The organism is Bifidobacterium sp. M3-N-101, assembly GCF_023656805.1.
GTDB lineage: Bacteria > Actinomycetota > Actinomycetes > Actinomycetales > Bifidobacteriaceae > Bifidobacterium > Bifidobacterium breve.
Genome location: NZ_JAMOKQ010000008.1, coordinates 1 through 23,932 on the forward strand (window position 1 = coordinate 1; position 23,932 = coordinate 23,932).

The window sequence follows — 23,932 nt, forward strand, 5'->3', positions numbered from 1 at the left end:
GTCATCGGGCGTCCCCGTTCCCGGCGACAACACCCCCCGGATCATCGACGACAGGGCAGGAAAGTCATACCGGAACCGGCGACCCGACCCCGACCATCGGGGCCTACCAAACATGGTAATGGGCAGCTGTTCGGCTGGCCCCCTCATTTATCTGAATTCAGTTCACGCCTTGGACTTGGCGGTTTCGATCCACTTGTTGAACAGGGCTTCGGCCTTGCCGGAGTCAACCGTTTCCTCAGCAAGCTTGTAAGCCTCTGCAAAGCGCTCGGCCAGAGTGCCGTTGCCAACCAAGTTGCCGTCAGCCACGATGGCAGATGCGGCATTAAGCAGCGCGGTGGTACGGGACGGGATGTCCTTGCCGGCCAGGAAGTCCTTGAATGTGTTGGCATTGACGTCCGGCACGCCGCCCTTGAGCTGGTCGACGGTGATCTTAGCCAGACCTAGATCCACGGCCGGGTCGAAATCGGTTTCGGTGACTTTGCCATCACGAATCTCCCAGACGGAGACCGGACCGGTGGGCGCAAGCTCGTCCATGCCCTCGTGCGAGGTGTAAACTAGACCGGACTGCCCACGGCTGGCGTACACAGCGGCCATAATCGGGCTCACCTTGCGGTTGGCGCAGCCGATGGCCACGTGTGCCGGGTTGGCCGGGTTGGTCAGCGGTCCCAGAATATTGAAGACGCACGGAATGCCGAGCGCAGCACGAATCGGGCCCACGAAGCGCATGGCCGGGTGGAAGGTGCGGGCGAACGCGAAAGTGATACCCACTTCGTCGCCGACTTCGCCGACCTCTTCCGGCTTCAGATCCAGCGGCAGACCTAGGTCTTCGAGCACATCGGCAGCACCGCACTTCGAGGAGGCGGCACGGTTGCCGTGCTTGACAATCTTCACGCCGGCTGCGGCAGCAGCCACAGAACCCATGGTGGACAGGTTCACGGTGGCGAAGCCGTCACCGCCGGTGCCCACGATGTCAGTGGTCTCACCGGAAACGTTCAGCGGCACGGCGTGCGAGACCATGGCCTTGGCGGCACCACGCACCTCGTCGGAGGTCAGTCCCAGCTGCTGCTGCATGGCGAGCGCGGCGCCCACAGCGGTCGGGTTCGCATTGCCCTGCATCAGGTCGTCCACAAACCACTCCGATTCCTCAGCAGTAAGGTGGTCTCCCCCGACCAGCTTGGTGAGAATCGACTTCCATGTGATCTCGGCCATGATGCCCTCCTTGGCGTTTTGCTACGCCGTGTTATGTATATTCGCCGCTAATTGTAATGACTTCCCATTTCGCGGCCTTGAATCTTCCATATAGCAAAATTGGCTCCCCTCTTGAAGAGGGAAGCCAATGCCCAGTATTCAGCTAGAGATGTGTCACTTCTCGTTCTGGCCGTGGCACATCTTATACTTGCGGCCGGAACCGCACGGACACGGGGCGTTCTTGCCGGTGCCGGGGAAGGTGCGGCCGTCGGCCCACGGCGTCTTGAGCTCGTCGCTCTTCGGACGCTTGCTGGCCGGGACCTTGCCTTCGGCATGGCTGATCGGGGCGGGGCCAGCGACCGGTAGGGTGGATTCGCCGGACTCGGAGACGGCGGCGGATTCGGCGATGGCCTGCTTGGCGTCCTCTTCCTCGACCTCGCCTTCGGCGGCTTCGACCTCGGACTCGCCGTTCTCGTCGGGGCCGGCGGCCACAGTGACGGAGTCGGCGGTCTCGTCGGATTCCTCGACCTCGTCAACGGCATCCTCGGTGGAAGCGACCTGCTTGACGTCGATGTGGAACAGCAACTGGACGGACTCCTCCTTGATGGCCTCGATCATGGAGTTGTACATCTGGTAGCCTTCGCGCTGGTATTCGACCAGCGGGTCGCGCTGGCCCATGCCGCGCAGGCCGATGCCGTCCTTGAGGTAGTCCATCTCGTAGAGGTGTTCGCGCCACTTGCGGTCGAGCACGGCGAGCACCACGCGGCGCTCGAGGTCGCGCAAGCCGGTCTCGCCGATGGTCTCCTCCATTTCGCCGTACTGCTGCCTGGCGTCCTCGACGATCAGGTCGCGCACGGCCTCGACAGCCTTCGCACCCTTGAGGCCGCCGACGATCTTCCTGACCTCGTCTTCGTCGACCTTGGTTGGGATCACGGTGTTGAGCGCCTTGAACAGGCCCTCCCAATCCCAGTCCTTCGGTTTCTCGGATCCCTTGTTGGCACCCTTGATGTAGGACTCGACGGTGTCGGAAATGAAACGCAGGATGTCCTTGTGGATGTCTTCGCCCTTAAGCACGGCCTGACGCTCGGAGTAGATGACGGTGCGCTGCTTGTTCATCACGTCGTCGTACTTGAGCACGTTCTTACGGATCTCGTAGTTGCGGGATTCGACGGCCTTCTGTGCGGTGCGCACGCCCTTGGTCACGGACTTGGCCTCGATCGGCTGGCCTTCCTCCATGCCCTTGGCCATGACCTGGGCCACGAGCTGGGTGTTGAACAGGCGCATCAGATCGTCTTCCAGAGACAGGTAGAAGCGGGACTCGCCCGGGTCGCCCTGACGGCCGGAACGACCGCGCAGCTGGTTGTCGATTCGGCGGGATTCGTGGCGCTCGGTGCCAAGCACGTACAGGCCGCCAAGTTCCTTGACTTCCTCGTGCTCGTCCTTGACCTGGGCCTTGATCTCGTTCAGGGTGCCCGGCCAGCGCTTCTCGTACTCCTCCGGGGTGTCTTCCGGCGAGTAGCCCTCGGACTTGAGCTTGGCGTCGGCGAGGAACTCGACGTTGCCGCCGAGCATGATGTCGGTACCACGGCCGGCCATGTTGGTGGCCACGGTAACGGCGCCCTTGCGGCCCGCGACGGCCACGACGGCGGCTTCCTTCTCGTGCTGCTTGGCGTTGAGCACTTGGTGCGGGATCTTGGCCACGTCCAGCAGGGTGGAGACCACTTCGGAGCTTTCCACGGAGGCGGTGCCGAGCAGCACCGGCTGGCCCTTGGCGTGCCTCTTGGCCACGTCCTTGACGATGGCGGCCAGCTTCTCCTTCTTGGTGCGGAAGATGAGGTCGTCCTGGTCCTTGCGGATCATCGGCTTGTTGGTCTTGATCGGCAGCACGCCCAGCTTGTAGGTGTTCATGAACTCGGCGGCCTCGGTCTCGGCCGTACCGGTCATGCCGGCGAGCTTGTCGTACATGCGGAAGTAGTTCTGCAGGGTGATGGTGGCGAAGGTCTGGTTCTCGGCCTTGACCTCCACACCTTCCTTGGCCTCGATGGCCTGGTGCAGGCCCTCGTTGTAGCGGCGGCCCGGCAGGATACGGCCGGTGTGCTCGTCGACGATGAGCACCTCGCCCTGAGTGACGACGTAGTCCTTGTCCTTGAGGAACAGCTCCTTGGCCTTGATGGCGTTGTTGAGGTAGCCGATCAGGGCGGTGTTGGCCGGCTCGTACAGGTTGTCGATGCCGAGGAAGTCCTCGACCTTGGTGATGCCCGGATCCAGGATACCGACGACCTTCTTCTTCTCGTCGACGTCGTAGTCCTCGTCGCGGGTGAGCTTCAGGACGAGCTTGGCGAACTGACGGTACCAGCGGGTCACGTCGCCTTCGGCCGGACCGGAGATAATCAACGGGGTACGGGCCTCATCGATGAGGATGGAGTCGACCTCATCGACGATGGCGTAGTGGTGGCCGCGCTGCACGAGGTCGGCCTTCTCCCAAGCCATGTTGTCGCGCAGGTAGTCGAAGCCGAACTCGTTGTTGGTGCCGTAGGTGATGTCGGCGTTGTACTGCTTGCGGCGTTCCGGCGGCTTCTGGTCGGTGATAATGCAGCCGACGTTCATGCCGAGGAAGCGGTAGATACGGCCCATCAGCTCGCTCTGGTAGCTGGCGAGGTAGTCGTTGACGGTGACCACGTGCACGCCTTTGCCCTCGAGGGCGTTCAGGTAGGTAGGCAGGGTGGCGACCAGGGTCTTGCCTTCACCGGTCTTCATCTCGGCGATGTTGCCCCAGTGCAGGGCGGCGCCGCCCATGAGCTGCACGTCGAAGTGACGCTGGCCGAGGGTGCGCTTGGAGACCTCGCGCACGGTGGCGAACGCCTCGGGCATGATGTCGTCCAGGCTCTTGCCGTTCTCGATCTGCTGCTTGAACTTCGGGGTCTGGGCCTTCAGATCCTCGTCGGAAAGGGCGGAGATCTCATCCTCCAGCGCGTTCACGGCCTTGGCCACGTTCTCCAGCTTCTTGAGCTGGTGGCCTTCGCCCATTCGCAGGGCTTTGTCAACAATATCGACCACAGGGTTCTCCCTTGACTGATTGAGTGGTGATGTCCGCGTACCAGAATACAGCCCATCACCGTCAGACATCGATATTTTTCGACCTATTTACAAAAAAATGGGCCGCTCCTTGCGGGAGCGACCCATTTCATATCAGCTGTCTACGTCAGCGAACCAGCAATTCAGTCCTTCTTGACGTTTTCCGGAGTGTCGATCTCGAACACGCCATAGCTCCAGCCGTGACGGTGGTAGACGACGGACGGACGTCCGGTCTCCTTGTTCACGAACAGGAAGAAGTCGTGTCCGATCAGTTCCATCTCGTACAGAGCCTCGTCGATGCTCATGGGCTCGGCGATGTGCAGCTTGCGACGGATGACAATCGGCGTATCCCCAACCTGGACTTCCACAGACTCGCCCGGGCCAAGATCGGAAGCCACTGCAGCCTGCGGACTGTTGTTCGGCTCCTCCTCCAGCTCCTCTGGCTCCGGCTCCGGGGCGATAACGCCCAGATCCACCGGCACCGGGTTCGCGTAGCCGCGACGGTGATCCTTACGGCGATCACGGGTGCGGCGCAGACGCAGCGTCAGCTTATCAAGCGCCATGTCCAGTGCACTGAACTCGTCAGTGCTGGAAGCCTCGGCGCGGACCACAGTGCGTCCGGCGATAACGGTGATCTCCACGCGCTTGGCGGTATCGGCCTGACGCGGGTTGCCCTCATGAGTCAAAACAATCTGCGCACGCTGCGCATCCGGGGCGATAGCGGTCACACGATTCATCTTGGTCTCGACGACATCACGGAACCTTTGCTTGATCTGCGCGTGACGTCCAGTAACGACGATTTCCATGTTGACCTCCTCTAGTTCAAGCGGTTTCCCGCTATGTGTGCCGAACAGCATCATCACCGTCCGGGTAAGTTTCATTGTAGACGAACAACAGGTAAACAGCCGGAAACTCGCCCATAGAAATACGTTTATTTTCCGACTTTTATCTGCACCCCATCAGTGCCTATACTGGGTGTTTGGGCCTTGTTCCTCAGCGCCGTATTTTCGGACGGTTCGCCATTTCGCTATATTTGTCTTTTCGCCAGCCGGTTCTCTATGGCATATGTATAATTGCAAGCTTGAGACCTCTTGATGGCCGCGGCCGTGATCTTCATTGGGATCGGCTGAGGAACTTCCGGGCTCCATAGAGCACGATGGCGGATAACGTCCGCCCAGGGTGACCTGAGAGATAGCGCAGCAGAGAATAGACCGCCCGTCCTCGACGGGTAAGGGTGAAACGGCGGTGTAAGAGACCACCGGGCCTCTGGTAACAGCAGGCCGCATGGCAAGCCTCATCGGGAGCAAGGCCAAGCAGATGGCGGTAAGGGCTGCTCGCCCATGTCATCGGGTAGGCTGCTAGAGCCTGACGGCAACGTCAGGTCGAGATGGATGGCCATCCGTGCCGCGCGTTCGCGTACGGCATGACAGAACCCGGGGTATAAGAGGTCTCATTTATTCTTTTGCGGCTCCGCCGTGAGTCTCTCCCTCCGGCGCTACGCACCACCTCCCTCGTCAGAGGGAGGTTATTACGACAGTAATTCGGCGGCGACGCGGCGTAGGGTTTCGGGGCTGTGCCCTTTGCGCCCGCCCGCGGACCAGAACCGGCGCTGACGCACCTGCCGATCAAGTCCACGTGTTCTGCGGGCCACTCGACGCCCCAATTCCCATGCGGCATCTTCGAATACGCCTTGTTGTTCGGCCTCACCGCACACCTGCTCGGCGAGCCGGCGATCCACGCCTTTACGGGCGAGCTCCATCACCGCACCGCGCCTGCCCATCATGCGGCCGGCACAGTAGCGCACCGCCGATTCCGCATAGGCACGATCATCGATCAGTTGCACACGGATGAGGCGTTCAATGACCTCATTAACGATTTCTTCGTCATACCCTTTGCCAAGCAGTCGTTCACGCAGCGCACCGGACGAGCGCGGAGCCGCATCCAAGAGACGCAACGCCGCCTCACGGCAGGCATCTGCATCGTTGGGATCATCGGCAACCGCGCCCATACCTCGCCGAGCGAATCGATGGGACGACTCCGCATCGACGTTTCTTTCGCCCTGTTCGGCACGGCATCGTTCCTCCAACGCAACGGGATTGCGCTGAAGGAACGCTTCTGCACTAATCATGATCAGGCCTTGGCGCGAGACGACTTGGCGGCAGGCGCTGCAGTGGCCTTGGTGTCCTTGGCGGCATCGGCCGCGGCAGCCTCACTGACCGCAGCAGCTGCAGCAGCGGCTGCGTCTTCGGCAAACTGATCGGCGGAACCGATCAAACCAAACTCGGCCTTGACCTTGTTTTCAATCTCTTCGGTGATGGCCGGGTTGTCCTTGAGGAACTGACGAACCTTCTCTCGACCCTGACCAAGCTGGTCGCCCTCATAGGTGAACCACGAGCCGGACTTCTTGACCACGCCGACCTGTTGGGCCATGTCGATGACCGAACCTTCGCGGGAGATACCTTCACCGTAAAGCATGTCGAATTCGGCGGACTTGAAGGGCGGGGCCATCTTGTTCTTGACCACCTTGACGCGCGTACGGTTGCCCACCGCTTCATCACCGTTCTTCAAGGTCTGGATACGGCGAATGTCAAGACGCACAGAGGCATAGAACTTCAGAGCCTTGCCACCGGTAGTGGTTTCGGGATTACCGAAGAACACGCCGATCTTTTCGCGTAGCTGGTTGATGAAGATGGCGGTGGTACCTGCTTGGGCCAAGGCACCGGTCATCTTGCGCAGAGCCTGGCTCATGAGTCGGGCCTGCAAACCGACGTGGCTGTCTCCCATCTCGCCTTCGATCTCGGCCTTTGGCACCAGAGCCGCCACCGAATCGATAACGATGACATCAAGCGCGCCAGAACGAATCAGCATGTCTGCAATCTCAAGAGCCTGTTCGCCGTTGTCCGGCTGAGAAACGATAAGCGAATCAGTGTCCACGCCAAGTTTGCGAGCATAGGCCGGATCGAGCGCGTGCTCGGCGTCAATGTATGCGGCCACGCCACCCTTCTTCTGGGCATTGGCCACCACATGCAGGGCAAGCGTGGTTTTACCGGACGATTCGGGACCATAGATTTCCACGATGCGGCCCTTCGGCAGGCCGCCAATGCCCAACGCCATGTCGAGCGCGAGCGAACCGGTAGGGATTACTTCGACATTTTGCACGGGCTGATCGCCGAGGCGCATGGCCGAGCCCTTGCCGAAGCTTTTTTCGACCTGCGCCAAAGCAGTGTCCAGCGCCGCCTTGCGCTTGGGATCGAGCTCGTGCTTGGTCTCGGTTGCCGGATCTTGGGCCGGCTTGGTCTCAAGTGCCATGATCTTCTCCTTATCGAAGTCGTATGCGGGTGAACGCCTTCCACCGTATGGGAGGTCAACTCCCATGACAAGCCAAAACGACCATTGTGGTTCCAGCTTGCCCGATCACGCAAGACAAGAACCGCTTATTCCCGCCGAAACGGGCGATTCGCATCTTGACATATACGGCGTGCCTATCCGTCACTGTGGATAACTATAGCCACACAAGCGAACATTTGTTCGAATTTGTGCAACGACACGCCGGCGAGTATCGTTCCTCGACCCAACCAATGAAATCGACCGCCCAGCGCCACAGCATAGAGCCCACTACGCAGCGGGCAGCGGCGGCGCGTTATGGTCACGGCCCCAACGCTTGGAATCAGGAATCTCCATCTGATCGCAGAGCACGTTCCAAATCACGCGAGGCTCCTCCCCCGCATCCAAAGCCTCAAGAACGGTCATATTCGCCAGCTGCGGCATACGCTGATCCCGGGCCAGAGACCGGCCATAGCTACGACCGAACACTTCTTCAAGCAGCACCCAAAATTCCCGTTCACGCATACCCGACAGTGTGCCACCACCCGCCGGACAGAAAAACCCGCACCGCCAAACGGCGATGCGGGTCAACAACTCAGGAGGTCCACCCCTCACACGATTAACGTTCGACGGACTCGAGGTAATCGGCCACCATACGCAGCATCTGTGCAGTTGACACGCCCAGCGCATCGGAAATGGAGCTCAGCAATTCGGAGCTGGCTTCCTTCTGACCACGCTCGACCTCGGACAGATAGCCCAGCGAGACGCCGGCCTTCTCGGACACCTCACGCAGGGTGCGGCGATCACGGGTACGCAGGTCACGCAGCACATGGCCGATAGCACCACGCAAAGAAACCTCACGTGGCTCCTCTTCGACCACCGCGGTCTCGGCAACGGCATTGGGCTGGTAGGAGGCGGATTCCTGCTCCTGCCACATACGGTCACGAGCCGCCTGACGCTCATCCTTGGCCTTCTTAGCGGCCTGCGCCTTGAGCACCTGCTGCTGCGCAAACATCACCGCACGGCGCTGGGCCGGGGTCAATTCACGCATACGGGCGACACCCGGCTGCACCGCCATCGGCTTCTTAGCGGACACTTCCATTTGTTCGTTCACTCGGGTCATCGTTTCCATCGCCATAGCCCCTTCCAAGGTCGGTTCAGTGCTTCCACTTAGTACAACACGATGACCTCACGGTTTTATTCCTTAAAACTTGCTGTGAATAGACTCAAGTTTTGCAGAACGTGGAATACGGTTTGGCGACGAACCTCCTCGCGGGTGCCACTCAAACGCAATTCGACGGCCTTGACTATCTCGATGCCATCGTCAGCAAGAGTCGCAGGGATACGTAAACCCACATAGACCAGACCAGCGGGCTTATCGCCGTCCGGGCCGGGACCGGCTACCCCGGTGGTGGATAGCCCGATAACGCAATCACCGTATTCCGGCTGCCCATATAACCGCGCAGCGCCAGCCGCCATCTGACGCGCAACTTCGGGATGCACGGCACCCTCGCGCTCCAGCAACGATCGGTCAACATGCAGAATCGAGGCTTTGGCCTTGATGTCATAGGTGACGGCCGACCCCAGCAGCACATTGGAAGCGCCGGGAATACGCACAAAGGCATCGGAGAGCAGACCTCCGGTCAGCGATTCGGTGCAAGCTATCTTCGCGCCGCAAGTCTCGCAGACGGCAAGTATGCCCGCAGCAAGCTCGTCGCAGGATTGCCGCAGCTTCTCATCAGCGCTATCAGTCATATGTGGCCTTCCTTTTCCAACCTATGCAACGCCTATACAACAATGGGATGCGGCGGCAGGCCACATCCCATCAATGCCATCCATTACACGAATGATTCCGTCACTGCTTCTTGGTGCCGACGAACGTGTTGTACAGGTAGATGACACCCGAGTAGAGGCACAGCACCAGAGCCACATAGATAATGGCATAGGTCAGGAAGTAGTAGGCGGTCATCCAGAACGGCGTGCTCTGGCCGCCACCCAGAGACCACATCGGCAACAGCAGCATGGCGAGACCCACGCATTCAAACACGGTCTTGAGCTTGCCGGGCCATGCGGCGGCGATGACCTTGCCACCGGGACGTTCCATCACAAAGAAACGCATCACCGTGATGCCGATTTCACGAATCAGGAACAGCACGGTGACCCACCAGGCAAGCTCGCCAAATGCGGAGCATACGATCATCGCACCGCAGGTAAGCAGCTTATCCGCAATCGGATCCATCAGCTTGCCCATCTCGGTGACCTGGTTGTATTTGCGGGCCATCCAGCCGTCGATTTTATCGGTGGAGGCGGCGATAATAAACAGCACCGCGGCCACCCAGCGCATGGTGAGGTTATTCGCGCCCCACTCACCTGCCATGATGTCGAGTACCAGGAAAATCACCACGAGCACGATGCGCGAATAGGTGACCAGGTTCGGCGGGGCGTTCCATCCGTCGAACAATGATGATTTGGGCGATGACTGCTTGTCCAATGTGTTCTCAACCATAGTGTTCACGTTACCCCCACACTTCTACCTTGGGTGGGTATTGGCAGGAGATTGACTGTTGTTCTTCGGAAATCAGACTGCAACCCAGAGTCTGTGCAATTACGCTTCTCTCCCTCCACCCCTTCGGGGCACCTCCCTCAGCAGAGGGAAGCCAAAAGATGATTCACTCACCAAGCTCGGGCTGCTGAGGTGCCGAGGATTCCAGCGAGCTGGTCTCTCCTCGGATAAAGGCGAGCACCTGCGGCAAATCCTGCGGTTGGACGAGCACCGCACGAGCCTTGGATCCCTCGGAGGGGCCGACCACGCCACGTGATTCCAGCAAATCCATAAGGCGTCCGGCTTTGGCAAAGCCCACTCTGAGCTTGCGCTGCAACATCGAGGTGGAACCGAACTGGGTGGTGACCACAAGCTCGGCAGCCTGCAGCAGCACGTCCATATCGTCGCCGATTTCCTCGTCGGGCTCCAGGCTGTCCTTCTTTTCGGCTTCCTTGGCCATCTGTTCGATGTCCTCGCGATACTTCGGCTTGCGCTGCGTGCGCACGAATTCCACGGCTTTGCGAATCTCGGATTCGGAAACCCACGAGCCCTGCACACGAATCGGTTTGGCGGAACCCATCGGCAGGAACAGGGCGTCACCCTGACCAATCAGAGTTTCGGCTCCGACCGTGTCGAGGATGACTCGCGAATCGGTGGCGGATGAGGTGGCGAACGCCAGTCGGGACGGAATATTGGCCTTGATCAGACCGGTGACCACATCCACGGACGGGCGCTGGGTGGCAAGCACCAGATGCACGCCTGCGGCTCGCGCCAGCTGGGTGATGCGCTGGATGGAGCTTTCCACATCGTTCTTGGCCACCATCATCAAATCGGCCATCTCGTCGACCACCACGAGAATGTACGGATATGGAGCCACCTTGCGCTGGGAGCCGGCCGGCGCATGCACCTTGCCGGCGCGCACGGCCTCATTGAAGTCCTTGACATGGCGGAATCCGAAGTATTCCAAATCGGAGTAACGTGCGTCCATCTCTTTGACCACCCATTCGAGAGCCTGCGCGGCCTTCTTCGGGTCGGTGATGATAGGAGTGAGCAGATGCGGGATGCCCGCATAGGCGGAAAGCTCCACACGCTTGGGATCGACCATAATCAGGCGTACCTGTTCGGGCGTGGCACGCATAATCAATGAAGTCAGCATCGAGTTGATGAAGCTGGACTTACCGGAACCGGTGGCACCAGCCACCAACAGATGCGGCATCTTGGTCAGATCAGCGGTTACGAAGTGGCCTTCGACATCTTTGCCGATGCCGGTAATCATCGGGTTCGGATCGTTCACGGCCTTATCGGAGCGCAACACATCGCCCAGATGCACGATTTCGCGATCTTCGTTCGGGATTTCGATGCCGATGGCCGATTTGCCTGGAATAGGCGAAAGAATGCGCACATCGGAGCTGGCCACCGCATAGGCGATATTGCGCTGCAGGTTGGTGACCTTTTCCACCTTGACGCCGGCGCCAAGCTCGACCTCATACTGGGTGACCGAAGGGCCTCGCAAGAATCCGACAACCTTGGCATCCACCTTGAATTGCTCAAAGGTGGAAGTCAGCGCCCGAATCACGCGGTCATTTGCCGGCGTGCGCATCGCGTGGGGCTGCCCCCTGGTCAGCAAGCTCAGGTCAGGCAGCTGGTATGGCTTATTGGCATCGTCCTCAGCATCGTTCCCATTGGCAGCGTTTGGCTGGCCATCGGTATTGGGGATGCCTTGGCCCACGCCGCTGCCATCCGCATTGGCTCCCGCATAAGCGCCGGTGGCATCATCCCCGGCTGCCGCAACGGTGGCCATGTCGGTTTGCGTGGCGCTGGGTGCCCATGGGTCATTTGTCGCCGGACCGCTGGGCATAACGACAGTATGGCCGGCAGTAACGGCACTCGTAGGAGCGACATCGGCGGCATGCGCGGCACCCTCATAGGCCGAGGACGCGATGGTCCGCCCGCCCGTGATTTCACCGGTCGCCGTATCTACCACTGGAGTTTCCGCAGTGGCGCCGTGCTGGCTGGCCGCACGGTCGAAGGGATCGTCGGCGGCATACCGATCAAGGGTCTGGTCGTCCTCCGTCTTGGGTTTACGTCCAAACAGCCGAGCGAAGAGACCCGGTTTGGCCGTACCGGACTTGTTCTCTCCATCAGACTCCTCATCGGTGCTATCATGCGCGGGCACGCCTTCGGCAAAAGCGAGCGTGGAGTCTCCAACACGAACCTCGTTGGGGAACTGATTGCCGTCATCCGGCTCCTGGCCCTTGGGCACATACGGCTTGCGCCGGATCTTGGCGGATAGCTTACGAGCGTCTTCCGGTATATCGGTCACATGGGTGCCGGTAATCATCAGCAGGGAGAACAATCCGACAACTACGAACACGATAATCGCGAATACATTGGATAGTCCCCAGGCAAGCGGCGAGCCAAGGAAAAAGCCCAATAGTCCTCCCGCGGATTGCAGAACCGCGATATTGAAGGATGTATGGCTAGACGCGATGGCCACATCGAGAATCGAACAGACGGACCACATCAGCAGCACCCAACCGGTGACCACACGTGGATTGTTGGATCCCTTGCCTGAGTTGCGCATCAAACGAAAGGCCACAGCGGAAAGCAGCACCGGCAGCACAACACTCATCAGCCCGAGCACGCCAGACGCTATGGCATGCAGCAGCTGGCCAAACACTCCGTCAACACGAAACCATTCGGAAGCGCAGAACAGTACGGCGAGCACGAGCAACAGGAAGCACAGGCCGTCACGACGGTAGGCGGGATCGTACTCACCGACGCCGGTGACCGCACGTACGCCGGCGCCCAAGGCGCGCGGAATCGCAAGCAGGACCTTCTTCCATGTGGGCTCAACATCAAGGTCGAATTCAGGTTGGACCTTGGTCTCGCCATCATGGGTGGAGTTCCCGCCGCCTTTGGATTTGCGGCCATTATTGCTGTTGGAGGATGCTGTTCGTGCCATATCGTGACTGATTCTACTAGGACGGGGGCTCATGGCCGGTGACGACACCGTGACAATGCAGGATAAGCGAAATCACCGGTCACTGGTTCAGCGATTTCATCGCGGCCATTCCCCCCTATCAACGTCGGATATGCCCTATGATGGGTTGCATGACACCCGCAGAGCGTGCGAGCGCAGTCGCATTTGCACTGAAGAACTGCGCACTGGAAGCTATGACGCCGGGCGAGGCAACGATGCGAGCCGCGGCCTCCTACGAACGCGGTTTGGAAGCCGTGACTCATCTCATTGATGTGGCCGATGAGCAAACCGCTATGCGTTTGCGTGCCGCAGCGAGTTCCGCGGGCACGGATCGTTTGGCTGCAGGCAGTCTTGATGATCACGCCACGGATCGTGCCGATGCCGTGTTCGCCCGTACCGTGTTGCTGGCGGAACGTCGCTGGAACCCTTCAGGCGATTTGGATGAGTTGATCGCCATACACAAGGATCTCTTCGAGGGCGTGTTCGAGGATGCCGGCAAGCTGCGTACGTCCAACACCACGCGTGAAGTGACCAATGACCGTGAGCGTGCCGCGAATCCTGAGGCGTTCTTCCCGGCTGGTCTGATTGAGACCGGCGCGCATAATATCGCGACGGAATTGGCTGACAAACGCAACCTGCATGCCATGGATCGCGATGTGTTCGTACATGCGTTTGCGTCGCTGTATGACGAATTAGGTTATCTGCATCCGTTCCGGGGTGGCAATGCCATGGTGCTGCGCATATTTGGCTCACGGCTGGCTCATGATGCCGGGTGGGATCTTGATTGGGGCGAAGTGACACGCGAGGAATACCGTTCCGCCAAACACACGGCCTATCGCGGTGACATCTCCGCATTCGAGGATATGTTCGACCGTATTCTGCGTCCCGCCAATCCAACGCGCGTATTCCTTATAGCCGGTTGGAACCAAGGACCAGCACACTGATTTCCTGTACTCGGCTTCCCTCTCCGAGGGGAGTTGGCGCCGCAGGCGACTGTGAGGGGAGCCACACGGGGTCAACCTGAGGCTCCCCTCAGTCAGCTTTGCTGACAGCTCCCCTCGAAGAGGGCAGACACGTGATTTATGCTGCGATATCTCCCAGATGATGTTGGGTATATTCGTCGGCACGGGCGTCAATGGGGTCATAGTCGCCGGCATCGGCATGCGCGATGATGGCCATCGCATTGTCGACCAGCTTCGGGTTCAGCGCCTGCAGCCAATGGATGCGAGGGTCGCGGCCGAACCAACCCATCTGCTTGCGGGCCAACCGCTTGGTTTTCTGCGCGATATCGGCAAACGCCTCGTTCACGTCCCAGATGCCATCCAACAGGTCGATGACCTGCTGATAACCGAGCGCGCGCACGGCGGTGGCTCCCAAATGAGGGCGGATACGTTCGACTTCCTTGATAAATCCATCGTCATACATCTGCTTGGTGCGCAGGTCAATGCGATGATCCAAATTCGGACGATCCAGATCAAGACCGATTTGGACGGAGGGAATCACATAACGGTATCGCGGCAAGCTGGCCGAATACGGTTTGCCAGTAAGCTCGATGACTTCAAGTGCGCGAATGGTGCGTCGCGGGTTGCGCGGATCCATGCGCGCGGCGGCTTCGGGGTCTTTATCCCGTAATTCGTCGAACAGCACGCCCGCCCCCTCGGTTTTTTCGCGTTCCTCGAGCCGTTTGCGCACATCGGGATCAGTGCCGGGAAAAGTAATGTCGTCAATGGAGGCCCTGGCATACAGCCCTGAACCACCCACGAGAATCGGTCGGATATCGCGCGATTGCAGATCGGTGATGGTCTGCCGGGCGAGCTTCTGGAAACGAGCGACGGTCATCGTGTCTTCCGGTTCGATGATGTCGATGAGGTGATGGGGCACTGCCGCCTGTTCTTCGGCGCTCGCTTTCGCGGTGCCGATATCCATACCGCGGTACATCTGGTAGGCGTCCGCGTTCACGATCTCGGCCCGCTCCCCCGCCTCGGCCAACCGCTTGGCAATGGCGATGCCAAGCCCGGTCTTGCCTGAGGCAGTAGGCCCTACGATACTGACGACTCGCTTCATATTGTTTTCCCCTCGTGCACTTTTGCTCGTACCGTAACTCCCCTCAGTCCGCTTCGCGGCCAGCTCCCCTCAGAGAGGGGAGCCGAGAACTTGCATTTCCTCTCTCTGAGTGGAGAACCTTCTCAGTGTCGCACCGAGTAGGTCTGCCCTTGAGCAAGGTCAGGGTCGGCGATGAGATTGTGGCGACCGGCATGGGTGACGGTGGCCGTCACGAAGTCGCCAATCTGCGGCATGGGCTGGCCCTCGGGCACGCCGATATGCACCAGCACGCCGGTCTTCTCGCGGCCGGTGACTCGATGGGTGTCGGCATCCTTCTTGCCTTGCGTGCCAGTAATCATCACTTCAACATCACGCCCCTCAAAGGACTGCAGATTCTCCGCGGTGATCTGTTCCTGCAACGCCACCAGTCGGTCGAAACGATCCTGGACCACATCGTGCGGTACCTGTTCCATTTCGGCAGCCGGCGTGCCGGGGCGCGGCGAGTAGATGAAAGTGAATGCGGAAGAGAACCGCGCTTGACGCACGACATCCAAGGTCTGCTGGAAATCCTCTTCGGTCTCTCCGGGGAAGCCGACGATGATGTCAGTGGAAATCTGCGCATCCGGCATGGCCTGACGCACCTTCTCCAGAATCGTCATGAACTTAGATGCGCGGTAGGAACGGCGCATGGCCCGCAGAATCTTGTCGGAGCCTGACTGCAGCGGCATATGCAGCTGATGCATCACGTTCGGGGTCTCAGCCATGGCTTCAATAACGTCATCGGTGAAAGCGGCCGGATGCGGCGAGGTAAAGCGCACACGCTCGAGCCCATCAATCGTGCCGCAAGCACGCAACAGTTTGCTGAAGGCGTAGCGGTCACCGATGCCATATCCGAAGGAATTCACGTTCTGCCCGAGCAGGGTGACTTCCTTGGCGCCGTTGGCCACGCACTGGCGCACTTCGTCAAGAATGTCTCCCGGACGGCGATCCTTTTCCTTGCCTCGCGTGGTCGGGACGATGCAGAACGTGCAGGTGTTGTTGCAGCCCACGGAAATCGCCACCCATGAACTCACGCGGGAAGCCCTGGCCGCAGGCAGTTGGCTTGGGAACTGCTGAAGCTGGTCATCGACCTTGACCTGCGGAGTATCGGCGGCACGGTTCTGGTTGAGCAGTTGCGGCAGGTCACCGATGTTCTTGGTGCCGAATACCGCAGCGATCCATGGCGCCTTATTGGCGATTTTCTGGCGGTCAAGCTGAGCCATGCACCCGCCAACGGCAATCTGCAGGTTCGGGCGCTGACGCTTCATCTCCGCCCACAGGCCCACCGTGCCATACATGCGTTCGGCAGCATTCTCACGCACCGCACAGGTGTTGAGCACAATGAGATCGAGGTCATGGTCATTGACCTGTTCCTCGGTGGCCGGCACATAGCCATCTGTCTCGAGCACGCCGGCAATGCGCTCGGAATCATGCACATTCATCTGACAACCGAGGGTATGGATGTGGAACACGCCCTTGCCGCGTTCCTGTGTTGTAAGGTGCTCATCGGATTCAATCGAGGCGCGCTCCGCCTCGGTCATCATGTCTTCGTTCATAATGTTCGATTCTATCGGCCGGGTTCGTCATGATGCGCGGCAGCGGTCCGCACCAACTGGAGAAACCGGTACATGGAGTATCTTGGGAGATTCCCGGCAACTCCCATATCGGGCAGCTTGAGCCGAGTATATTGATTGACGTGATACTTGACCGACATAGCCGACTGAACACTTCCGACCTGCAAGCCCGACTGAAGACGCTGGACTTGCCCGGCGGCACCTTCAATACCGAGCAAGTCACCGAATTCGTGGATCAGATGCAGGTATATGAAGGCGCAATGTACGAAATCAGCACCAAGCTGGAAATCCTCGATGACGAGTTCCAGGTGCGATTCAGCCATGATCCGATACATCATATGGAACGGCGTCTGAAATCCGTGAACTCGATTATCGGCAAGCTGGAACGCAAGGGACTGCCGCTCAGCGTCAATTCCATCAAAGACAACCTGTTTGATGTGGCCGGCATCCGCGTGATCTGCAATTATCGCGATGACGTGTATTCCGTGTCGAACTACCTGTCGTCGCAGTCCGACATTCAGGTGCTGCGAGTCAAGGATTACATCAAGAATCCGAAGCAGAACGGGTACCGTTCGCTGCACGTCATCTATGCGGTGCCGGTGTTCCTGTCTTCAGGCGCGCATTACACGCCGGTCGAAGTGCAGTTCCGCACCATCGCCATGGATTACTGGGCATCGCTGGAACATGCGCTGCGATACAAAACCGACCTGCCGGACGCCAAACTGAATGAGCATTCGCAGACGCTGCTCGACTGCGCGCGATCCTTGCAGAACATCGAAGTGCAGATGCAGAACATTCACCGCGATATTAACGGCGCACCGCAGGTGGGCGAAGCTCCCAAGACCACAGACTAGTCTTTTCTCAGGAATTTTGGCAGTTTGGCAGGGGCCTGCGCCAGCAGAGTGCCAATGAAGATCAGCGCACAGCCAAGATATCCACGAGAAGTCATCACCTCGCCAAGCAGCAGCGCGCCGCCGACCGCGGAGAAAAACGATTCCAGGCTCATCAACAGGCTCGCGCGAGTCGGCGGCACCCACTGCTGACCAACCACCTGCAACGTGTAGGCGATGCCCACCGAACCGAAGCCAGCATACAGAATCGGAATCCAGGAATGCGCGGCACCGGCCCAATCGACCGAGCCCTCAATCAAGGAACCAGTCCAACTCAACACGGCGGTAGTACAGAACTGCCCGAATGAAAGTTTGATGGCATCCACTTTGGCACCCAGCGTGTCGATGACCAAGATATGCACGGCAAACAACACGGCAGTAAAGACCAGCAGAATATCCGCCAACCCGATTGAACCGAATCCGTCAGTGATGCACAGGGAGTAAAAGCCCGCGATAGACAATGCCACGGCCGCAAACACCAGCACGCCGATGCGCCGACGCAGGAACACAAATGCCAGTAACGGCACCATCACGATATACATGGCGGTAAGGAATCCCGCGCGCCCGGCTGATTTACCGTACAGGATGCCATATTGCTGTAAAGTGCTGGCGGTGAAAAGCACAATGCCGCAAATCACGGAAATGATAATCGGGTTGGCGAGCAGACGAATCGCAGGCGATGAGGTCTGAACCAACTGATCTCCCGCACCGACTGCCGCGGTATCGGCAGCTTCACTGGTACTGCTGCTCCCCCGGCCACGCTGCCACAGCAGAATCGGCACCAATGACAATGCACCTAGCATGAAGCGGGTGGCATTGAAGAACATGGGGGACATCGAATCCATGCCCTGCACCTGCGCTACAAACGCAAAGCCCCAAATCAGCGCGGTCAGCAACAGGCACAACGTACCCACAAGTTCTTGTCTTTTCACGGGGAGTCAGCCTACCGTCCAGATGTGTCGGGCATGAAAAAGCCCGGCCACATTGTGGTCGGGCTTGATGCGGTCGTATGCCGCGAATCAGTTCATGACTAATCCCTGTTGCCCAGCAACTGGAGGATATAGAGGAACATGTTGACGAAGTCGAGGTAGAGGTTCAGCGCGCACAGGACGGAAACCCTCTTGACCATCTCCGGCCCCTGAGCCTCGTACTGGCTCAGCAAAGCGCGCGTGGACTGCGCATCATAGATGGTCATGCCGGCGAACAGGATCAGCCCAAGCGCGCACACAATCTGGGTCATGCCGTCAACGTGCAGGAACATGAGCACCAGCTGCGAGATGATAAGCACGATCAGGCCAATCATAAGAATCGGACCGGCCTTGAGCATGTTGATCTTGGTGGTCATGCCGAACATGGTCAAAGCGAAGAAGAACGCCGCAGTGATACCCAGCGCGGTGACGATCGAACCAAGGCTGTACACCATGAAGATGGAGCTCAGCGTAAAGCCCATAAGCGCCGCGTACACATAGAACATGACGCGGGCGGTGCCGGACTTCATCTTGGTGACTCGGGCGCCAAGCACCACGGCAAGACCCACCTGAACCACACAAAGCGCGATGAGGCCGATGGCACCGGTGGATGCGAGGAACGCGTAATAGGCTCCCGTCATCTGCCCGATAAACGCCACTATCGCGGTGACGATGACGCCAATGGTCATTTCGCCGTAGACCTTGGTTACGGAAGCGCGGCGAGCCTCCTCATAGTTGTAAGTCATCGTCGTGTTGATGGCCGCTGTGCCTGCACCCGTGCCCTGCGCGGCATACTGGTAGTTCTGCTGCGCGGTGTTGTAATCGGAAGTATTGTATTGCGGGTTGTACTGCCCGTTGTTCTGGGGCTGCTGACCGAATGTCATAATCGCTCCTTTAGCGTTGTTTCACGTTCCATACTAGTAGAGCAATGCTGAACATTCCATGAATGAGAACGGCTTTTCGTGCATCTCAGCTCGCGGCGTAACGAATACCGAGTTGTTGATGATTGGTATGAAGCTCAGTACCAGCCCCAAAGCGCCAAACACCACGGCAACAACACCACAGATCGTAAGGGGCTGACGAGGCTGATGCCGAGCGGTCTCAGCAGGAGCAATCGGACCGGGCTGCGTAACGGGTTGCTGATCGGATCAAGAGGGACTGACGAACGCACGGCGTCATGCGCCCGAAACACCGGTATCGCTGGAGGTTTCGGCTTTCCCATCGGCGAACAGCCGGATGTGGTGTTGATGGATATCGCCATGCCTGATGTGGACGGCATTGAAGCAACTCGCAGACTGCAATCGCTGCCCCATGCCCCGCATGTATTGATTCTGACTTCGCTCAGCCCTTCCAGCACCGTGGAGCGTGCGGTGGAGGCCGGCGCTGAAGGCTTTGTATCGAAAACCGATGCTCCTGATGACATTATTCGCCGCGTTCTGGGAGTATGCGCCGGGGCACCACAGTTCAACACAGCCAGTCAGAAACAGCTGATTGACGATTTAAGCGAGTCTCAACCGCGCTCGCGCAGAGATGCGGCGCGCGAATTGCTTGGTGCGTTGCCCGATCGTGAGCGTGAAGCCGTGATGTTGGCTGCGGAAGGCTATACCAACGCCGAGATCGCCTCCTGTATGTTCATCTCGGAACGCACGGCAAAAGCGCATCTTTCCTCGGCTGCGGACAAACTGAACATGGGTCGGGTACAGATGGCTCGACTTGTGGAGAGGGCCGACCTGCCCGCACGATTGTAAGATGCCCTTCCGTTACGCTCGCGGCTTCATCATTGTTAGGACGTAACAGGCATAATGGGCATATGAGTGAACCGATTATCCGCACTTTGCGCAAGAGCGACTACCCGGCATTAATCGACGTGGTGCGCCGCATGTGGTACCCCGAGTACGACGAGAAAACCGGCCTGCTGGCGGCCGAGACCGACTGGGAGAACTGTCTGGCGCGCGCGACCTGCGCGTTTACCGCGGAACTCGACGGGGAACCAGTCGCGTTGATTCTGGGGCGAGTCGACGCATTGGACCATCGCAGGCCGTTGAACACTCATCGCATCAATTCCTTGCGAGGTCTGCTGCGATTGGTGTGCGCTAAGGACGGACTTAAGGCCGCCGGCGATATTCTGGGGATTCTCAATATCGATGAACATCTGCGTAAACAGGCTACGCAGACTGGTCACGACTACTCGGCGGAAGTGGTGTTGTTCGTGCTGGATCCGGCGGCTCGTGGACATGGACTAGGCCGCCGCATGTTCGATACCTTGATGACTGCATTCCGCGAAGCCGGAGTGAGCAAGTATTTCCTGTTTACCGACACCACCTGCGATGTCGGATTCTATGTGCATCTCGGTCTGGTCCAGGTAAGCGAGCATACGCCGCCCACGAATGGCGACGGCGAACAGGCCACGTCTTTCTACCTCTATGAGGGGCTGGTTCCCGAGAATTAAATTACCCTGCTCGGCATAGACGACAAACCATTACAAACGATAAAGGCCGGTATCTTAGAAGATACCGGCCTTTGCTCCCCTCAGTCAGCTTCGCGCTCAGAGAGGGGAGCCAAGAAAGTTACTTCATGAGGTTACGCAGCACGTACTGGAGGATGCCGCCGTTGCGGTAGTAGTCGGCCTCACCGGGGGTGTCGATACGTACCACTGCATCGAACTCGGTCTTGGAGCCGTCCTCGTGAGTGGCAGTGACATGAACCGTCTTGGGGGTTACGCCCTCATTGAGCTTCTCGACGCCGGCGATGTCATAGGTCTCGGTGCCGTTAAGGCCCAAGGACTCATAGGATTCGCCTGCCGGGAACTGCAACGGAAGCACGCCCATGCCGATGAGGTTGGAACGGTGGATGCGCTCGAAGCTCTCGGTGATCACGGCCTTGACGCCGAGCATCACCGTGCCCTTGGCAGCCCAGTCACGCGAGGAGCCGGTGCCGTATTCCTTTCCGGCCAGCACCACGAGCGGCACCTCGTTGTCGATGTAGTCGCGGGAGGCTTCGAAGATCGTGGTCGGCTTCTTGGCGAGGAAGTCGTAGGTGAAGCCGCCGGACGTCACCTCCTCGCCCACGGAGGCGAGCAGCTGGTTGCGCAGACGGATGTTGCCGAACGTACCGCGCACCATGATCTCGTGGTTGCCTCGACGGGAACCGTAGGAGTTGAAGTTCTTCGGCTCCACGCCGCGCTCGGTCAGGTACTTGCCGGCCGGGCTGGAGGCCTTGAACGCGCCTGCCGGGGAGATGTGGTCGGTGGTGACCGAGTCGCCCAACAGGGCCAGCACGCGGGCGCCGTGGATGTCGGCGACCGGGTCCGGCGTGGCCTTCATGCCGTCGAAGAAGGTCTGCTTGCGCACGTAGGTGGACTTGTCGTTCCATGCGAACAGTTCGCCTTCCGGCACGTCGAGGCCCTTCCAGCGATGGTCGCCGTCGAATACGGAAGCGTAGTCCTTAAGGAACATCTCGCGACTCACGGTGCCGTCCACCACGGCGGCCACCTCGGAGTTGGTGGGCCAGATGTCCTTCAGGTACACGTCGTTGCCATCCGCATCGGTGCCGAGCGGCTGGGTTTCGAAGTCGAAGTCCATAGTACCGGCGAGCGCGTAGGCGATGACCAACGGCGGGGAGGCCAGATAGTTCATCTTGACGTCCGGGCTGATGCGGCCTTCGAAGTTGCGGTTGCCGGAGAGCACGGCGGTGACGGTCAGGTCGTTGGTGTTGATCGCCTCGGAAATCTCGGGCAGCAGCGGGCCGGAGTTGCCGATGCAGGTGGCGCAACCAAAGCCAACCAGCTGGTAGCCGAGTGCATCGAGGTCGTCCTGGAGGCCTGCAGCCTTCAGGTAGTCGGCAACGACCTGCGAACCGGGGGCCAGCGAGGTCTTGACCCAAGGCTTAGGCTTAAGACCCTTGGCGTGCGCGTTGCGGGCGATCAGACCGGCTGCGATCATCACAGACGGGTTGGACGTGTTGGTGCAGGAGGTGATCGAGGCGATGGCCACGTCACCGTTCTCGATGTCGAAATCGCCACGGAAGTCGGTGGACACAGCCACCGGATCCTTGACGGTCTTCTCGGTCTCGTAGGCGGGAGCGGTCTTCTCGAACATCTCCTTGGCTTCGGACAGCAGAATGCGATCCTGCGGGCGCTTCGGGCCGGCGATGGACGGCACCACAGCGCCGAGGTCAAGCTCCTCGTATTCGGAGTACTGCGGTTCCACGTAATCCGGGTCGGAGGCGTCGCCCCACAGCTTGTTGGCCTTGGCATAAGCCTCAACCAGCGCGACCTGCTCTTCGGAGCGACCGGTCAGACGCAGATAGTCGAGCGTGACGTTGTCGATCGGGAAGATGCCGCAGGTGGAACCGAACTCCGGGCCCATGTTGCCGATGGTGGCACGGTTGGCCAGCGGCACGGAGGCGATGCCCTCGCCGTAGAATTCCACGAACTTGCCGACCACGCCGTGCTTGCGGAGCATGTCGGTGATGGTCAAGACCACATCGGTGGCGGTGACGCCCTCCGGGATGGAACCGGTGAGCTTGAAGCCGACCACGCGCGGCACGAGCATGGAGATCGGCTGGCCAAGCATGGCGGCCTCGGCCTCGATGCCGCCGACGCCCCAGCCGAGCACGCCCAGACCGTTCTCGGTGGTGGTGTGCGAGTCGGTGCCCACGCAGGAGTCGAGGTAGGCAAGCGCGTTGCCGTTGGCCGCGGTCTTGCTCATGACCACTTTGGCCAAGTATTCGATGTTGACCTGGTGGATAATGCCGGTTCCCGGCGGCACCACGCGGAAGTTCTTGAATGCCTGCTGACCCCAGCGCAGGAACTGGTAGCGTTCACCGTTGCGCTGGTATTCGATGTCCATGTTTTGCTGGACCGCGTCGGCGATGCCGTACTTGTCGATCTGCACAGAGTGGTCGATGACCATATCGGACTGGACCTGCGGGTTGATGACCTCCGGGTCGCCGCCGAGGTCCTTGACCGCGTCACGCATGGTGGCGAGGTCCACGATGCAGGGCACGCCGGTGAAGTCCTGCATGATCACGCGGGACGGCGTGAACTGGATCTCGTGGCTGGGTTCGGCGTTCGGATCCCAGTCGAGCAGGGTCTTGACGTGCTCGTCGGTGATGTTGGCGCCATCAATGTTGCGTACCAGATTCTCGACCAGTACCTTCAGCGAGTACGGCAGATGATCGATGCCGTCGAGATTGGCGATGTTGTAGTAATCGAAGTCCTTGCCGGCGGCCTTCAAGGTCGCCAGCTGGTCGTCGCGTAAGGACATGCTTCCTCCGAAATCATGTATCGGCTTGTCTATGCCGCT

Annotated in this window: 19 protein-coding genes and 1 other RNA gene; 5 read left to right on the plus strand and 15 right to left on the minus strand. The window is 59.5% G+C overall.

What is annotated here, in order from left to right; translation table 11 throughout:
- Positions 1–162 precede the first annotated feature (162 nt).
- The 3 genes from trpD to hpf all read right to left on the minus strand — a co-directional run bounded on the left by trpD (position 163) and on the right by hpf (position 5,069).
- Positions 163–1,209, minus strand: coding sequence for an anthranilate phosphoribosyltransferase (gene trpD, locus NBH12_RS07485; RefSeq protein ID WP_025263035.1), 1,047 nt, complete (start codon positions 1,207–1,209; stop codon positions 163–165).
- A 153-nt stretch (positions 1,210–1,362) separates the two neighbouring features.
- Complete coding sequence (secA, locus tag NBH12_RS07490) at positions 1,363–4,245, minus strand: preprotein translocase subunit SecA (RefSeq protein WP_025341805.1); 2,883 nt, start codon at positions 4,243–4,245, stop codon at positions 1,363–1,365.
- Positions 4,246–4,406: 161 nt separating this feature from the next.
- Positions 4,407–5,069, minus strand: a complete 663-nt coding sequence (gene hpf / locus NBH12_RS07495; RefSeq protein WP_250819329.1) for a ribosome hibernation-promoting factor, HPF/YfiA family — start codon at positions 5,067–5,069, stop codon at positions 4,407–4,409.
- Positions 5,070–5,345: 276 nt separating this feature from the next.
- Between hpf and rnpB the strand changes: the two genes are divergently transcribed.
- An RNA gene (rnpB, locus tag NBH12_RS07500) (RNase P RNA component class A) lies at positions 5,346–5,720 on the plus strand.
- 71 nt (positions 5,721–5,791) lie between these two features.
- On the opposite strand, the gene NBH12_RS07505 is transcribed toward rnpB, so the two are convergent.
- From NBH12_RS07505 to NBH12_RS07535, 7 genes are all read right to left on the minus strand, one after another.
- On the minus strand, positions 5,792–6,391 hold the full coding sequence (locus NBH12_RS07505; protein ID WP_025299884.1) for a regulatory protein RecX: 600 nt from the start codon (positions 6,389–6,391) through the stop codon (positions 5,792–5,794).
- Between the two features lie 2 nt (positions 6,392–6,393).
- The gene (recA, locus tag NBH12_RS07510) at positions 6,394–7,572 is read right to left on the minus strand and encodes a recombinase RecA (RefSeq protein WP_050825034.1); all 1,179 of its coding nucleotides are present in this window, start codon (positions 7,570–7,572) and stop codon (positions 6,394–6,396) included.
- 306 nt (positions 7,573–7,878) lie between these two features.
- The gene (locus tag NBH12_RS07515) at positions 7,879–8,112 is read right to left on the minus strand and encodes a DUF3046 domain-containing protein (protein WP_065454479.1); all 234 of its coding nucleotides are present in this window, start codon (positions 8,110–8,112) and stop codon (positions 7,879–7,881) included.
- Between the two features lie 94 nt (positions 8,113–8,206).
- Positions 8,207–8,725, minus strand: coding sequence for a helix-turn-helix domain-containing protein (locus tag NBH12_RS07520; protein ID WP_025221816.1), 519 nt, complete (start codon positions 8,723–8,725; stop codon positions 8,207–8,209).
- Between the two features lie 59 nt (positions 8,726–8,784).
- Entirely contained in the window at positions 8,785–9,342 is a 558-nt protein-coding gene (locus NBH12_RS07525; RefSeq protein ID WP_042987223.1) for a CinA family protein, read from the minus strand.
- A gap of 100 nt (positions 9,343–9,442) precedes the next feature.
- Positions 9,443–10,093 carry a CDP-diacylglycerol--glycerol-3-phosphate 3-phosphatidyltransferase gene (gene pgsA, locus NBH12_RS07530; RefSeq protein ID WP_042987225.1) on the minus strand — a complete coding sequence of 217 codons (651 nt, stop codon included), beginning with the start codon at positions 10,091–10,093 and terminating at the stop codon, positions 9,443–9,445.
- Positions 10,094–10,256: 163 nt separating this feature from the next.
- A complete protein-coding gene (locus NBH12_RS07535; RefSeq protein WP_250819330.1) occupies positions 10,257–13,094 on the minus strand; it encodes a DNA translocase FtsK in 2,838 nt (945 codons plus the stop codon).
- Between the two features lie 212 nt (positions 13,095–13,306).
- Here NBH12_RS07535 and NBH12_RS07540 point away from each other — a divergent pair, with 212 nt between their 5' ends.
- Complete coding sequence (locus tag NBH12_RS07540) at positions 13,307–14,056, plus strand: Fic/DOC family protein (RefSeq protein WP_065457183.1); 750 nt, start codon at positions 13,307–13,309, stop codon at positions 14,054–14,056.
- Positions 14,057–14,192: 136 nt separating this feature from the next.
- Here NBH12_RS07540 and miaA read toward each other — a convergent pair whose 3' ends face one another.
- Positions 14,193–15,176, minus strand: coding sequence for a tRNA (adenosine(37)-N6)-dimethylallyltransferase MiaA (miaA, locus tag NBH12_RS07545; protein ID WP_250819331.1), 984 nt, complete (start codon positions 15,174–15,176; stop codon positions 14,193–14,195).
- Positions 15,177–15,298: 122 nt separating this feature from the next.
- Positions 15,299–16,750: a tRNA (N6-isopentenyl adenosine(37)-C2)-methylthiotransferase MiaB gene (gene miaB, locus NBH12_RS07550; protein WP_198552995.1), complete on the minus strand. Its 1,452-nt coding sequence runs from the start codon at positions 16,748–16,750 to the stop codon at positions 15,299–15,301.
- 140 nt (positions 16,751–16,890) lie between these two features.
- Here miaB and NBH12_RS07555 point away from each other — a divergent pair, with 140 nt between their 5' ends.
- On the plus strand, positions 16,891–17,622 hold the full coding sequence (locus tag NBH12_RS07555; RefSeq protein ID WP_502801750.1) for a GTP pyrophosphokinase: 732 nt from the start codon (positions 16,891–16,893) through the stop codon (positions 17,620–17,622).
- On the opposite strand, the gene NBH12_RS07560 is transcribed toward NBH12_RS07555, so the two are convergent.
- Together NBH12_RS07560 and NBH12_RS07565 are read right to left on the minus strand one after the other, a co-directional pair.
- Positions 17,619–18,590, minus strand: a complete 972-nt coding sequence (locus tag NBH12_RS07560) for a DMT family transporter (RefSeq protein ID WP_250819333.1) — start codon at positions 18,588–18,590, stop codon at positions 17,619–17,621. The genes NBH12_RS07555 and NBH12_RS07560 overlap by 4 nt on opposite strands.
- Positions 18,591–18,688: 98 nt before the next feature.
- A complete protein-coding gene (locus tag NBH12_RS07565) occupies positions 18,689–19,510 on the minus strand; it encodes a Bax inhibitor-1/YccA family protein (RefSeq protein WP_052822331.1) in 822 nt (273 codons plus the stop codon).
- A 78-nt stretch (positions 19,511–19,588) separates the two neighbouring features.
- Between NBH12_RS07565 and NBH12_RS07570 the strand changes: the two genes are divergently transcribed.
- Both NBH12_RS07570 and NBH12_RS07575 read left to right on the plus strand, forming a co-directional pair.
- Positions 19,589–20,374: a response regulator transcription factor gene (locus NBH12_RS07570; protein ID WP_052822332.1), complete on the plus strand. Its 786-nt coding sequence runs from the start codon at positions 19,589–19,591 to the stop codon at positions 20,372–20,374.
- A 62-nt stretch (positions 20,375–20,436) separates the two neighbouring features.
- Positions 20,437–21,075, plus strand: a complete 639-nt coding sequence (locus tag NBH12_RS07575) for a GNAT family N-acetyltransferase (RefSeq protein WP_019727480.1) — start codon at positions 20,437–20,439, stop codon at positions 21,073–21,075.
- Positions 21,076–21,193: 118 nt separating this feature from the next.
- On the opposite strand, the gene acnA is transcribed toward NBH12_RS07575, so the two are convergent.
- Complete coding sequence (acnA, locus tag NBH12_RS07580) at positions 21,194–23,893, minus strand: aconitate hydratase AcnA (RefSeq protein ID WP_052822333.1); 2,700 nt, start codon at positions 23,891–23,893, stop codon at positions 21,194–21,196.
- Positions 23,894–23,932: the final 39 nt, after the last annotated feature.

What these genes read in the sequence shown, in the direction of transcription:
- pgsA (WP_042987225.1), bottom strand. Translation starts at nt 10,093, where the DNA reads ATGGTTGAGAACACATTGGACAAGCAGTCATCGCCCAAATCATCATTG.
- trpD (WP_025263035.1), bottom strand. Translation starts at nt 1,209, where the DNA reads ATGGCCGAGATCACATGGAAGTCGATTCTCACCAAGCTGGTCGGGGGA.
- NBH12_RS07525 (WP_042987223.1), bottom strand. Translation starts at nt 9,342, where the DNA reads ATGACTGATAGCGCTGATGAGAAGCTGCGGCAATCCTGCGACGAGCTT.
- NBH12_RS07505 (WP_025299884.1), bottom strand. Translation starts at nt 6,391, where the DNA reads ATGATTAGTGCAGAAGCGTTCCTTCAGCGCAATCCCGTTGCGTTGGAG.
- NBH12_RS07575 (WP_019727480.1), top strand. Translation starts at nt 20,437, where the DNA reads ATGAGTGAACCGATTATCCGCACTTTGCGCAAGAGCGACTACCCGGCA.
- recA (WP_050825034.1), bottom strand. Translation starts at nt 7,572, where the DNA reads ATGGCACTTGAGACCAAGCCGGCCCAAGATCCGGCAACCGAGACCAAG.
- NBH12_RS07540 (WP_065457183.1), top strand. Translation starts at nt 13,307, where the DNA reads ATGACGCCGGGCGAGGCAACGATGCGAGCCGCGGCCTCCTACGAACGC.
- hpf (WP_250819329.1), bottom strand. Translation starts at nt 5,069, where the DNA reads ATGGAAATCGTCGTTACTGGACGTCACGCGCAGATCAAGCAAAGGTTC.
- NBH12_RS07535 (WP_250819330.1), bottom strand. Translation starts at nt 13,094, where the DNA reads ATGGCACGAACAGCATCCTCCAACAGCAATAATGGCCGCAAATCCAAA.
- acnA (WP_052822333.1), bottom strand. Translation starts at nt 23,893, where the DNA reads ATGTCCTTACGCGACGACCAGCTGGCGACCTTGAAGGCCGCCGGCAAG.
- NBH12_RS07565 (WP_052822331.1), bottom strand. Translation starts at nt 19,510, where the DNA reads ATGACATTCGGTCAGCAGCCCCAGAACAACGGGCAGTACAACCCGCAA.
- miaA (WP_250819331.1), bottom strand. Translation starts at nt 15,176, where the DNA reads ATGAAGCGAGTCGTCAGTATCGTAGGGCCTACTGCCTCAGGCAAGACC.
- NBH12_RS07520 (WP_025221816.1), bottom strand. Translation starts at nt 8,725, where the DNA reads ATGGCGATGGAAACGATGACCCGAGTGAACGAACAAATGGAAGTGTCC.
- miaB (WP_198552995.1), bottom strand. Translation starts at nt 16,750, where the DNA reads ATGAACGAAGACATGATGACCGAGGCGGAGCGCGCCTCGATTGAATCC.
- NBH12_RS07515 (WP_065454479.1), bottom strand. Translation starts at nt 8,112, where the DNA reads ATGCGTGAACGGGAATTTTGGGTGCTGCTTGAAGAAGTGTTCGGTCGT.